The sequence below is a fragment of the Dyadobacter sp. HNCC25DJ187 genome (assembly GCF_056895255.1).
The window spans coordinates 222,752-236,169 of record NZ_JBXHAT010000001.1 but is presented as its reverse complement, the minus strand read 5'-3'; the positions used below and the strand labels follow the sequence as shown (position 1 = coordinate 236,169).

General features: G+C 41.9%; 8 protein-coding genes. 3 read left to right on the top strand and 5 right to left on the bottom strand.

All coding sequences use genetic code 11. The features are described from left to right. Nucleotides 1-28: 28 nt before the first annotated feature. The 5 genes from AC1XUE_RS00905 to AC1XUE_RS00885 all read right to left on the bottom strand — a co-directional run bounded on the left by AC1XUE_RS00905 (nucleotide 29) and on the right by AC1XUE_RS00885 (nucleotide 8,176). A complete protein-coding gene (locus AC1XUE_RS00905) occupies nucleotides 29-1,705 on the bottom strand; it encodes a RagB/SusD family nutrient uptake outer membrane protein (protein WP_483354042.1) in 1,677 nt (558 codons plus the stop codon). Nucleotides 1,706-1,716: 11 nt separating this feature from the next. Beyond that, a complete protein-coding gene (locus AC1XUE_RS00900; RefSeq protein WP_483354041.1) occupies nucleotides 1,717-5,139 on the bottom strand; it encodes a TonB-dependent receptor in 3,423 nt (1,140 codons plus the stop codon). Nucleotides 5,140-5,415: 276 nt separating this feature from the next. Then, the gene (locus tag AC1XUE_RS00895) at nucleotides 5,416-6,492 is read right to left on the bottom strand and encodes a FecR family protein (RefSeq protein WP_483354040.1); all 1,077 of its coding nucleotides are present in this window, start codon (nucleotides 6,490-6,492) and stop codon (nucleotides 5,416-5,418) included. Between the two features lie 110 nt (nucleotides 6,493-6,602). Then, nucleotides 6,603-7,172, bottom strand: a complete 570-nt coding sequence (locus AC1XUE_RS00890) for an RNA polymerase sigma factor (RefSeq protein ID WP_483354039.1) — start codon at nucleotides 7,170-7,172, stop codon at nucleotides 6,603-6,605. Between the two features lie 173 nt (nucleotides 7,173-7,345). Then, nucleotides 7,346-8,176: an MYG1 family protein gene (locus AC1XUE_RS00885; protein WP_483354038.1), complete on the bottom strand. Its 831-nt coding sequence runs from the start codon at nucleotides 8,174-8,176 to the stop codon at nucleotides 7,346-7,348. Between the two features lie 438 nt (nucleotides 8,177-8,614). Here AC1XUE_RS00885 and AC1XUE_RS00880 point away from each other — a divergent pair, with 438 nt between their 5' ends. The 3 genes from AC1XUE_RS00880 to AC1XUE_RS00870 all read left to right on the top strand — a co-directional run bounded on the left by AC1XUE_RS00880 (nucleotide 8,615) and on the right by AC1XUE_RS00870 (nucleotide 13,355). Further along, a complete protein-coding gene (locus tag AC1XUE_RS00880) occupies nucleotides 8,615-9,706 on the top strand; it encodes a T9SS type A sorting domain-containing protein (protein ID WP_483354037.1) in 1,092 nt (363 codons plus the stop codon). 37 nt (nucleotides 9,707-9,743) lie between these two features. Then, entirely contained in the window at nucleotides 9,744-10,334 is a 591-nt protein-coding gene (locus AC1XUE_RS00875) for a collagen-like triple helix repeat-containing protein (RefSeq protein ID WP_483354036.1), read from the top strand. A 411-nt stretch (nucleotides 10,335-10,745) separates the two neighbouring features. Beyond that, nucleotides 10,746-13,355, top strand: a complete 2,610-nt coding sequence (locus AC1XUE_RS00870; protein ID WP_483354035.1) for an ATP-binding protein — start codon at nucleotides 10,746-10,748, stop codon at nucleotides 13,353-13,355. Nucleotides 13,356-13,418 lie beyond the last annotated feature (63 nt).

Sequence of the window (13,418 nt, the reverse complement as noted above, 5' to 3'; positions counted from 1 at the left end):
TTTCAAGGGAAGCGCTATCTGACTATGATTAATAGCCGGGATTCTGTACAATTTCTGCGTCGTTCAGGTTAATTGCATCCTGTGGAATCGGACGGTAGATTTTGTCTGCCCCACCCAAACCACGGAACGCCGCATCAACTCCAATTCTTTTAATATCAAAATTGTAGCGTCCTGTCAGCGCTTTCAATCTCTTTGTACGACGCAGCTCCGGCCAGCGGTTGTACTCACCTACAAATTCCTTTGCAGTTTCGATATGGTAAGCGTCCAGTGCAGCAACCTGACTTCCGGCAGTGGCGATGTCCACATTAGGTAACAATTTACCTCCATTTTTTGCATTACCCGGACGATCCAATACCCTTTGAACATACTGAGCAGCAGTTGGCAGATCATTCAAACCGATACAAGCTTCGGCATAAATAAAATAGGTTTCAGCAACACGTGCCAGAACAATATCTTTTACACTTGCATGCGTGTTGAAGATGGCACGTGTGGAAGGACTATCAAATTTCTTCACCACCGGCATAAACATATCACTTTCGAAAGAAGCACGGTAACGGTTTTCGTCAGAGCGGAAAGGGTAAAACCGGAAGTTGCTTGCGATCTGCCCTGCATGTGCTGTACGGTAAGCAAGTGAATCAGCGCTGGTATATTCCCTACCCCACACACGCGGATAATGCGCACGAATAGGAATGGTATTCTTATTTTTTGATGCATCGTAGTAATCGAAGTACTGATCATAAATGGTCAGCATGAAGGTAGCTTCATAACGTGCATCATTCTCACCGAAGAAATTGTGCAGGTTCCATGATGGAAAGATATTTCCGTTCATATACTTATGATTCAATTCTGACCCTCCCAGATACGGACCAAAAATGCCTTGCTGGTTATTACCATCCGACTCCGAAGCAATTGATTTTGCATCATATTGAACTGCAAAAATAACTTCCTCATTATTCTGGTTTGTAGGAGACCAGAGTTGTTCAAATGGAATGGTGATGCCCTGACCAGCTATTGCAGCAGTTGCATACGTTTTTGCCCTTTCAAAATCAGCGTTACTTCCCAAATCCCAGCCACGTGTGAGATACACCTTCGCAAGATAATGATTCGCTGTTCTTTTGTTTACTTTCGCTTTGGCAGTTCCCAGATCAGGAAGTGCTGCTTCCATTTCAGAAATAATAAACTGATAAGAATCTGCTAATGAGGCACGCGGCAGATTCATTCTTGGAGCAAAAGTGGCCTCATTGTTAATCACAATACCACCAAATTGCTCCACAAGGATAAAATGATAATAAGCCCGCAGGAACACAAGTTCTGCCTTTAGAAGCTTGCGGTTTGCATCACTAAGTTCTGCTATATCGCTATAGTACAGCGCCATGTTTATTACCTGAATAGCATTATAGCTATTTTGGTAAAATGTTTTTACCGGGCCATTCTCCGGATACAACTGCTCATATTCCATGATCCCTCTTTCAGCGAATCCGCGGGATAGATTATATATGTCCGTACCGGCAAGTTGTAACCAAGGTGTATTCCGATACGAAGTCCGAAGTGTATTATAGGATGCTGTTACCAGTGTCTGATAACCCGTTTCCGTTTTATAGAAGTCTTCGTTAGAGATACCTCCTTTGTTATCTTCCTCTAAAAAGTCGCTGCACCCTGTTAGCAAAAGCGCTACGACAACAAGTGGTTTAAATATTTTCTTCATTGTAATTTCGCTTAGAATTTAACATTAACACCTAACTGGTACGTGATGTTGCTTGGACCATTGCCACTTGCCAGAGCGGTGGTAGCGTATTCAGGATCCCATCCCTGGTATTTCGTAAAAGTCAGAGGATTCAGCACATTTCCATATATTCTCAGTTGACTCATTTTAAGTCTCTCCAATACTTTGGCTGGCAGTGTGTAACCAAGTGTGATGTTACGCAGTTTCACAAATGATGCATTGGTATAGTTTCCATTGCTTCCATTGTAAGGCCCTGCATTAATGGAATGCGGATATTTTGCATCTTCATTACCTGCACCACTTGTTCCCCACGTCGCCGTAGGATTACCATTAGCACCTGTTCCCCATGTATTCCAGTCATAACGATCTACCCCTGGTGGTACATAGTAATCAAAATTGATTTTTGGCCTTCCACGCTGATTGTTACCAGGGCCGAATTCTTCTAAGAAACGGTCGTTCACAAACACTCCCTGACGAGTAAAGAAGTTAAAAGAGAAGTCCCAGTTCTTGTAACGGATGTTGGACGTAACACTCCCAGTCCAAGTCGGATCAGGACTACCCAGTATTACTCTGTCATCTGCAGCGGTAATTCTTCCGTCGCCGTTCTGATCCTGAGCGATGGATTGACCTGGTTGTTGTCCCCATTTGAGCGCTTCTTCAGCTTCCGACATTTTCCAGATTCCGATTAGGCGGTAATCATAAATCACATTGATAGGTTTTCCGATGAAACGAGCTTCTCCCGGAACATCTTCTTTTTTTCCATACAGAGACTCAATGGCGTTTTTGTTGTGAGAGAATACGAAGTCGGTACTCCACTGGAAATTGTTTGTACGTACGTTCACCGTCTGTAAAGAAAGCTCGATACCCTTATTGCTAACCGATCCGATATTATCGGTCATGCTTGGTACACCCGATTCAATTGTCAGAGCGCGACTCATTAATAACCCGTCAGATAATTTATCATACAGATCAATAGCACCGGATACGCGGTAGTTAAACAAGCTATAATCAATACCGAAGTTTAATTCGCGTGTTTTTTCCCAGGTAATACTTTGATTAACCGGACGACCAGGAGCAAACCCGGATACAGCCGTTCCATCGTAGTCGTACCATACAAGACTTCCTGTTTCCGGAGTCTGCTGCGCGCCGTAAGCGCTTATACCGTTGTTGTTTCCTGAAAAACCTACACTGACACGCGCTTTCAGATCAGACAAAAAGTTGGCTTTTGCAAACTGCTCTTCTGAAATTCTCCATGCCAAAGCTGCTGACGGGAACGCTTTCCACTTGTCTCTCAATTTCGAACTACCATCGTAACGCAACGTTCCTGTTACAAAATATTTGCCTTTGTAATCGTAGTTGGCGCGTGCGGCATAGGAAAGCAGAGCTGTTTCTGAATATGCGGTATTCGAACTACCGTTCACCACTGTTCCGCTAAACAGGTTATACCATTGCGAGTCATAAGGCAAATTGTTGGACGCTGCCTGTATCCGCTCAAAACGTGTTTTGAAGGCACTGTGGATCAGCGAAACATTTATATTATGTCCACCGTTCAGGCTTTTTGTGTAGTTCAGTACATTATCCCAAGTGAATTCAAAGTTTTCTGTATTGGATTGAAATGCATGATCCTGGCTGCGGTTTCCATTGACGATACCATAATAGCGCCCTGTTCTGCTTCTGTTGAAACGCGGAAGCAAGGATGAGCGGAATGAAAGTCCGTCAAATGGCCGAATTTCAGCGAAAATGCTTCCAAGAATGTCGTATCTTCTGATTTCTTCTGTTCCACTATTAATTTCAAGAAGTGGATTTGGCGAACTGGTGAAATTACCCGTCCCCTGAATAGAAGCTGCAATACCCGGTTGCTCGATCAAATTTCCGTTTTCGTCGTAAGCACCCAGGATATTTGGCATACGCAATACATCACGGTACCCATTCTGGCTTCCAGAATTATTGATGCCCATTGTCATGTTCACACTTCCTCCTGCAGAAAAAAACTTAGATGCCCTGTGTTCAGCAGAAAGCTTTACTGTATAACGGTTCAGATCTTCATTAATAAAGTTTCCTTCTTCATTCTGATATCCCAAACCCAGGTTGTATGAAAGCTTATCGCTGTTTCCGGATATACCCAGGTAATGATTTTGCTGCTGCCCGCTACGTGTTCCGAGTTTCAACCAGTCTTCATAGTTTTCTTCGTACAAACGACGTTCAAGCAACGGGCTGTTTTGCAATATCGGGCCTCTCTGCGGCAGTGAGTAAGCTCCATTTGCATATTGGTAATAAGCTGAAGTACGGAAATCCACCCATTCTCTTCCATCCATAAAATCAGGGATCCGGGCCAGCTCTCTGATACTGTAATATCCGTCATAGGTTACCTGTGTACGTGTCCCTCCTGGCTTTCCGGCATTTTTGGTACGCACAATGACAACTCCATTTGATCCCCTAGAACCATAAATAGCAGTAGAAGATGCATCTTTAAGAATGTCAATCTGTTCAATATCATTTGGATTCAGAAAGTTGATATCAGACGTAACCACACCATCTACAACGTACAGGGGGCCGCCACCTGCCAATGAGTTCTGTCCGCGTATCTGAATAGAAAAGCCACCACCGGGACGTACAGAATTACTGCTGATATCCACACCGGCAACCGCACCCTGGATTGCACCCAAAGCTGAAGTAGTACCTCTTGACGTGATTTTTTCTGCGTCCACAGAACCTACTGAACCTGTCAGATCTTTCTTTTTCACTGTTCCGTAACCAACTACCACTACCTCGCTAAGACTTTTGGTATCAGGTGCAAGGTTAATTGTGAGTTCATTACTATTCGCAATTTCAGCCTCCTGGGTGATATAACCGATGTAGGAAAATATGAGTGTTGTCACATTGTCGGGGACGGAAATAGTAAACTTACCATCTACGGAAGTACTTGTTCCCAATGTGCTTCCTTTTGCCTGAATGCTCACACCAGGTAAAGCTTCTCCATTTTCGTCCACAACCACACCGGATATCGTTTTCTCGACAGCCGATGTGCTTGTGGCTGCTGTTTTTACTTTATTCGTTGTTTGTGGTTTAAGAATGATCGTCTTTCCCGATATTTCATAGCTTATCTGTAATTTCTGAGACAAGCCCTCGAGGATATCCGAAAACCTGGTGTTGGCCATGTCAAACGAAATTTTCCTGTTTGCATCGATCAACTCAGGACTGTACAGAAAGCTGACACCAGCTTTTCCTTCCAGGTACTCCAGCACTTTTTCAACCTTTCCCTGCTGAAATGATACCGAAATCCGTTGATTCATGAACTCCTGAGCTCGCAAATCCTTTGCTTGCGGGGCTCCCAGCATTACAAACGCAAGTCCTAAACCCATCACCATTCGGCGAAATGTTCTGGATCGATTGTGGTAAAAGTTTAGTTTTCTCATAAACGGCTGTTTTTTAAATAAAGAGTTACGTGATCAGCCTTTGGACTGACACCAATAGATGAGCTATTAAATGGTATAAAAGGCATATATTATTGATTTATATATCGATTAGAGTGAATGGGTGAATCAATACCCTCCAAAACTCATTTTTTTTCAATAAATGATTCAATTTTTTTCGGAGTAGCAGAATGACTTGTATTTACTGCAGTGAGGGGTCGACAAAGAACTAAGACAACGTTCTTCTAATCAATTACTTAGAAAAAATGTAATACTGAATCAATTACATCCGTCGCTGGAAATGACCACCAGGTTATTTTTTTCAATTGTAAAGTGGAGATTGAGGCCAAGACAAACCATACGAAGTTTTTCCATAAGGGGTTGGTCGCCCAGCCTAGCGGTGAGTGAGCAGAATTTTAGCCTTTCGGAATCATATTTTATATTGATCCCGTACGCGCTTTTCAAATTTTCGAATACTTCTGAAACTGGCGTTCTACGATACGTGAAATGATTGGTTTCTATAGGAAGCTCGTTAAATGTGCTGGCATCGACATTTGAAGCAATTGGTAACGAACTCAGTGCTGTACTATTAAACGTTGCTTCCTGATGTGCCTGTAAAACAAGATTTTTGCTAACGGATTTTAATTTTTCCCTACCACTATCCTGCCGGGCGTTGAATTTAACCATTACCGTTCCTGTTTTTACCCGAACTAATGGAGCTTGGTTCGCCACATCCCTGACCCTGAAGCTTGTGCCAACTACCCGTGTTTTCAAATGAGCGGATGATACGACAAAAGGCCTTTGGGCATCCTTAGTTACCTCAAAAAAAGCTTCACCTGTTAATTCAATCCCACGCAGTGTATCACTAAATTTTTCCGGATATGCTATTCTGCTGTTGGGGAGCACAATCACTGTACTTCCATCCGGGAGTATAACATGCCCCGGTTCTTTTCCGGAATTTGTAAATTGTAACCACCGTACGCCTCCTTGGGCAGTCGACCCAATCGTAGAGGTCATATTGAAATTTCTGAAACTGTAGACAGATAATGCCGCAACCAATAAAAAGATGGCGGCGATAGACAGCCAGCTAAAATCCAAAGTTAATCTCGAACTTTTCCTGATTGTTTTATCCAGAATCCCTTCAATATTAGACGCAGCAGTGTCATCGCTAACAAAAACTCCTTCCTCCAGGAACGACTGTACTATTTCCTTTGCCAGATAAAAGTTTTCTTCCTGTTCAGGGTGAGACAGGAGCCAGACATGCCAATGGTTATTAAGCGCATCCGTAGGCTGACTTATCCACTGATGGAAATCAGGATCGCTGAGCAGTTGTGCTATATCTTCGTTGCTGGACAATTTACAAATCTCATTTACTGGTATAACACTTAGAGATGATTTCTCTACTTATACCCTTCTGCATCTCATTTTTTTTCGTGAACGTGATTTCCAGACGTGAACACATTGATTTAAATCACGAAAAAACATAGAAATACAGATAATTGATACCATTGCTCTCTGAGATAATTAAGCCCGCGGTATAAAAAATTGCTTGCCGTCTGCTTGTTTACGCCCATCAGCAAGGCAATCTGATCGACTGACAATTGTTGAAAATACTTAAGATATAAAGCCTCTCGCTGACGTTCAGGAACACCTTCCATCAAGTGAGATAGCTTTTTCTCATTGAAATCTTTCGTTTCGAATTCGATCATCTGACTTTCTGTATCAAGTTCATTCTCCATCCAGAAGGGTACAGCAATTTCCACAGCACTTTTTTTCAGAGCCAGAAACACATTATTTCGGATGGTTTTGAAAAGATAAAACCGAACGCTCTCCGGGGCCCCCAATGAAGCACGATGTTCCCACAGATAAATAAAACTTTCCTGAAGACAGTCTTCGGCTTGCTCCCTATCTTTGGTAAATCGGGCAGCATATTGAAAAAGCGGTATGTAATATCTTTTCAAAAGGATTTCATATGCTTTCTTATTGCCAGTTTTAAAAGAACTCCAAAGCTCCGAATCATCAGAATACATTTTCATATCGCAATACAATTGGTCTTGTCAACACATGATTGCGAACTGAATCTGGTCTGAAAAATCTTCCTCAGTCCGCAATAATGGCTACCAAAAGCGATAATTCTGTTTATATACTGTAATTTTTCAGGAGACTTAGGATTTTTTTTCCGAATAATGCCACATAAAATAGTTATGTCTTACTCGGCCGGATTGGTGGGAGCTGTAAAATTGAAAAATGGTAATCCTGCTGCAAATTTCAAAGCAGTGTTTCTATCTTTCACCACTGCCATAAATCCACTTTGATGCCTGAATACGAAACCTGTGCACAGAGCAACTTCCTCCGGAATTTGTCCCAGTGTTGTATCTCTGCTATTGATCTGCCAACCATTGGCATGCGGCATCACGGCAAACAGATGTTCCTTTTTAGATTTCCATACAGAAGAATGTTCATCGAAAATGGCTACATTATTGGGGAGAATCACCCTCTGCGCATACGCCGCTTCCGACTTCGCCTTTTTCAACGCGGAATTAAGTTCATTCTCGATGATCAGGGAAGAAAAATCCAAAGCACTGAAGAAATTTTTTAATTGTTCTTCGGAACTCACATTTTCCCGGTTAAATCCCCCTATCAGTGAAGAGGTATTACGGAATCCTTTTGGCAGCAGATCCAGCGTTGCGAAGATGTTGTCACGATTTGTATCCACGGCATCTATACCCGCGATAAACCTTTCGAAGTACGGCTGTGCCTCTGGTGGACAAATATCGGTTTTAACATACTCATAGATAAGTCCTGCAGCAGATTGCAAACTCATATCCTGGTGATGATCAAAATTGAGCATTGCGGGATCATACACTCCGCCTACATCTATGACCGCGACAGATGGATCCGCTATTGCTTCATGTAACTGTGCCTGACTTCTCGTCCTTGTGATATCTAACTCATAACCGGCTCGTCTTAAAAGTGCCAGGGCAATCACTTCGTCTGCATGAAAAAAAGTATCATGCGTAATTACTTTCATATTCTTCATGTAGCAAGTATAGTAAACTAACCTCAAAAAGATGCTACTACCCACAACGTATAGTAGTAGAAAACATTATGCGGCATTAGGTACTCAATTTGTCCCATTAAGTCGCGAAATATTTGGATGATTATCATTTTGTAGTAGTCTGTCCAGTTAGGACAGAAATACCTACACGTGTAGAATATAGCTATAATATTGATTTTTAAGGCATTACATACGTTTCAGTCAATCCTTTTCAATTCGGATTTTTATAGAAGCCATTTGTAAAACAATTTCTACTTAACGGACTAAATATACGTCAAACGTAAATTTGGCATACAAATTGTATGGTACAACATGAAGTATAAAGGGCATAAGATTGAGCTTTGTCTAAGAAGAAATCTTATAACCACACATTTAATGATCATTAAACAATCTCAAAACATCTACTAATCTCTACGCATTATGAAAAAGTTACTAAGAAACTTGTATTTAACCTGCCTTGCAATGGTGACACTAGCCAGTGTCAGCAGGGCACAGGAAAGACTGGTTGCTATTGAATACAGAAATATAATCATTGCGCCTGATAACAAAAGTTTTTCTATGGATGTATGGGCAAGGTCAGTTGAACCTAGCTACACACAGGCAGCTGCACCATGGCAAACTTTTGAGATCAAATTAGATCTTACTCTGGTAGGAGGAGCAACTCAAATTGGTACTCCTACGATTATAAGTAATGGACTCTCTACATCTCCAGCTGTCACCAATGAAGTTGCAGGTGGTTCGGGACCTCGCTTGGCTTTCACATTAGGACGTGGAACTGGTGCTAACCTAACAGCAGCTGCGCAGAGACTGGTGACTGTATCGGTGCCTGTATTGGGTGGTGATGTTACATCAGCATCTGTTGCTGCTACAAGACCCTCGCCGGCAGTACCAAGCGTTACGCAGACATTCTGGTATAGCTCGGTGAACCCCACCACCCGTCGTTCGTTAATTATCCCTAACGATACGCCACTACCGGTTAAGTTAGCCTCATTCAAAGTAGCTAAGGAAGTTAATACACTGGCTCAACTTACCTGGACTACTACCGAAGAAGTGAATGCAAGCCGTTTCGATGTTGAACGTAGCGCAGATACAAGAAACTGGCAGGTAATTGGTAGGGTTGCCGCTAACGGAAACACCAATTCTAGCGTTGACTACCACTTTACCGATCCTACTCCACTGAGCGGAATTAATTATTACCGTCTGAAAATGATAGATCTTGATGAAACATTTGCTACAAGCAGTGTGCAGAGTATTACATTTGGAGAGTCTTCGGACCGTGCAGTTAGCGTATATCCGAACCCGGTTTCAGACGTGTTGTATCTGAATGAGGCAAACCTTGCTACAGTAAGAGAAATAGCGCTGTTGACATCTGATGGTGTTACTGCTTATCAGGCTAATTCAGTAAACGCTGACGGAATATCAGTTAAAAATCTTTCCGGAGGATTATACATTGTAAAGCTTACGCATCAGGATGGCTCATCCAGCAACCACCGTGTATTGATTAATCGCTAAGACCTTCTTAATTTCTAATTTTTAAAATTATATTACCATGTTGAAAAAAATATCCTTCCTTGCCTATTTCGGACTTGCTCTACTTTTAGTTAACTGTAAAGGTGATGACGGAGCTGTAGGACCGGCCGGTCCTACAGGACCTAAAGGTGACGCCGGTACCGTTGGCCCAGCAGGACCCAAAGGCGATACAGGTGTAAGCGGAGCTGCACGTTACTACTCACTAGGCGTGGATTCTACCGATGAAAAAGGTTATATGTATGTTGCGATGGAAGCAACTACGGCAGCAGACGAAGCATTTTGGGAAAATGCAGCGGCGTTTGTTTTTGTAAAATCAAATGGTGTTTACTGGGCACTTCCCGCTACCATTACCTTCCCGGGTAATGTAGAAAGTACCTTTCAGTATTATCAGGGATATGCTCAGAAAGTTTTTTATGCTGAAATAATGCAGAAGGACTGGACAGGTAAGTCACCGGAAAATATGAATCCACCAGTTAGAAAAGTGGATGATATTCGTGTAGTTGCCATTCCTGCGACTACCATGCGTTTAAATGGCGCGGTGAACTGGAAAAGCCTGGAGGAAGCTAAGGCTGCGTTAGGCCTAACTGAAAACGATTTAAAATCTTTATAGAATATAATAGAATTAAGAAATATTGAGGTTGTTTAGAAAAGGTACTTACTATAGTAAGTGCCTTTTTTTTGTTGTAAGAATAATAAGATATTTAAGCTTTGATCGACCTTCATCAGGCGTGAAATTATTATACGCCTCCTACTGCTTAAAACTCAACCTCATATTATTGAAATAGGCGTAAATTGGTGATTATCAAATGGCTTCAAGCGATTGGATCATACATCATTAGTAATCAGATATATAAAACATTCCTGATGGGCTAAAACAAATAATATCCAGTGACGTAAACAATTTTAACGAGAAATGTAAGAACTTCGTCGATAAGGAAGTAATATTTCATGTTATGACCTTTGAACACAAGCCATTTGTATTATTATTTTGCCCTTCAGAAATAACTGAGAAAAGTATTATATGCTCTCAACTTTATTAAATAGAAACTTCCGGGGACCCTTTCTCAGTATATGCGCCGGTTTGATTCTCATATTGGGATCACAGTATTACGCATATAAAAGCGTAGAGAATCTGAGTGAACATAATATCGGACTCAATAAAACGACGCGGATTTTACATCAGACTGCCAATTTCGGGCAACGGGCGAAAGACCTGCAACTCAATATGCATAGTTTTCTTAATACCGACAACCCGTTATTGCTTCGCGACAATTATATGAAGAGAGTGGAACTTATTGAGGTGAGCGATACCCTGTTTAACTTAATGAAGGGAGATGCGCAACAGACTGCAAGAGTAAAAGATTTGTTGGAAATATCAAGCAGAATAGCCCTGTTTGCTCATCAAGTGATGAAGGTATATCAGATGGAGGGATCTGAACAAGCTAGAACGCTGATTCACCGCGGGGAAGGAATTATGCTAAATCAATTGCTGATGCATAAAATTTCAGAAATTGATCGGTATGAAAACCTGAATCTGGAAAATCGACGCAAGCTCGTTCTCAGTACACACAAGGATACCACCCACGCAATAACGGGCACTACATTGGCTGGCTTCCTGCTGACGATGGCCGCCTTTGTTTTTATGGTTCGTGAGCAACGGCGGCAACGTAGGATGCAAGCGGAACTTAACAAAAAGGAGGCCGTTCTTAAACAGTACGTAGAAGCCATACCTGACGGTATTATGGTGCTAAATTCGAATAAGGAAATCGGATTGTTAAACCAGTCAGGCAGGGAAATGCTGGGCCTCAAGAATGAAGTTGTACCTGACCTGGCAACGCTATCTCAATACGTAAAGTACACCTATTGGGATGATGCAAATAAAACAATTGAACCTGAAGACCTACCAGTGAACCAAGCTTTGTATGGCTACAAAAATGCAGGCAATAAGCTGAACATACTACTGGATGGCAAAATCAAAAATCTCGAATCGAATGTGAGTCCGGTTTACGAAGCAGACGGTGAGATTGTAAGTGCCATAACGGTGTTTAGGGATATCACCGAGCGTGTCAATTACCAGACCATGCTGGAAAACGCTCGCATGATGGCAGAAAAGTCACTGCGTGTGAAAGACGTATTTCTTTCCAATGTAAGTCATGAAATACGGACTCCCCTGAATGCAATCATTGGTTTTACCAACCTGCTGGAAGGAGAACTGAAAGATCATAAAAGTCTTGAATTTGTAACGTACATTCAATTAGCCAGTCGAAATCTCCTGGAATTAATTAATGATGTCCTTGATTTCTCTAAAATAGAAGGTGGCCATGTACAGCTGGAAAAGACACCAACCTCGTTAAATGAACTCATCGATTCTGTTTCAGTACTTATTAGTCAAAGAGCCCGGGAAAAAGGAATTGACTACGAAGTAAACCTTGCTGATGATCTGCCTCGAATCATAGATACGGATCAGTTACGGCTCACGCAGATTCTTTTAAATGTGTGCGGCAATGCTGTAAAGTTCACCGAACAAGGGAAAGTTAAGTTAAGTATAGAACCCATCTCCGACATTGAAGATGAGCATCAGCGAATACGATTTACCATTATTGATACCGGTATCGGGATTGCGCCAGATAAGCTGACTGAGATATTCGATCGGTTTGTCCAGGCTTCTGAAAGCACAACCCGACTCTTCGGCGGTACAGGATTGGGGCTTAGTATCGTGAAATCCCTGGTAGAATTATTGGGAGGAACGATAGAAGTAAAAAGTCAGGCTCAAAAAGGTACGCAGTTCGTAATAGAATGCTACTTCAAGATATTATCAGAGGATAAATACGAACAAAAGAATAAGTTTCTGCAACCCTCGGAAGCAATTCTACCCAGACTACATGTACTGGTGGCAGAGGACAATATACTAAATCAAAAGCTATTGAGAGCCATATTCGAACGATTGGGTCTTGAATTCACAATTGCAAACAATGGTTACGAAGCGGTTCAGATTCTGCTACAAGACCTGACTTTCGACTTTATAATCATGGATCTGCAAATGCCTGTAATGGATGGCTATACAGCGATTAAGAAGATCCGTAAGGAAATATCGGCAACGATCCCTATTATTACTATGACTGCCCATGCGCTGGTCGGTGAAAAAGAGGAATGTCTGAATATCGGCGCAAACAGCTATATTTCTAAACCTTTCAAACAAAATGAATTAATTCGCGCCATCCTGCAAGTAACCGGGAAAGATGTTGTGTCGGAAAATGAGAGTAAAAAAGTAACAATACAAAAAACACCACCTATGCTTGAAAGCACATTAAACCTTAGCTACCTGAACGAAATTACCGGCGGCAGTGAGGAACTTCGTGATGAACTGATTGCCATGTTCGAAACAGAAAGTACAACGCAACTAGCTACGATAAGACAGGCAAATACGAGCCGGGATACAAATGCTCTGGCTCAGGCTATTCATAAATATCGCTCATCTTTATTTTCGGTAGGACTACTTTCAGTAGCCGACAAGTACAAAGTGCTGGAAGCAAGCCTCAAAAACAATATATGGCCAGCTGATATTAATGAATCTATTAGCTCTATTGAAAATGATGCGTTGGCAGGACTGGAAGAATTAAAAAATCTTTGATATTCCCTCTGGAATACATAGAAAGGACCAGCCTGTTTGAGGCTGGCCTTTTCTATGAAATGA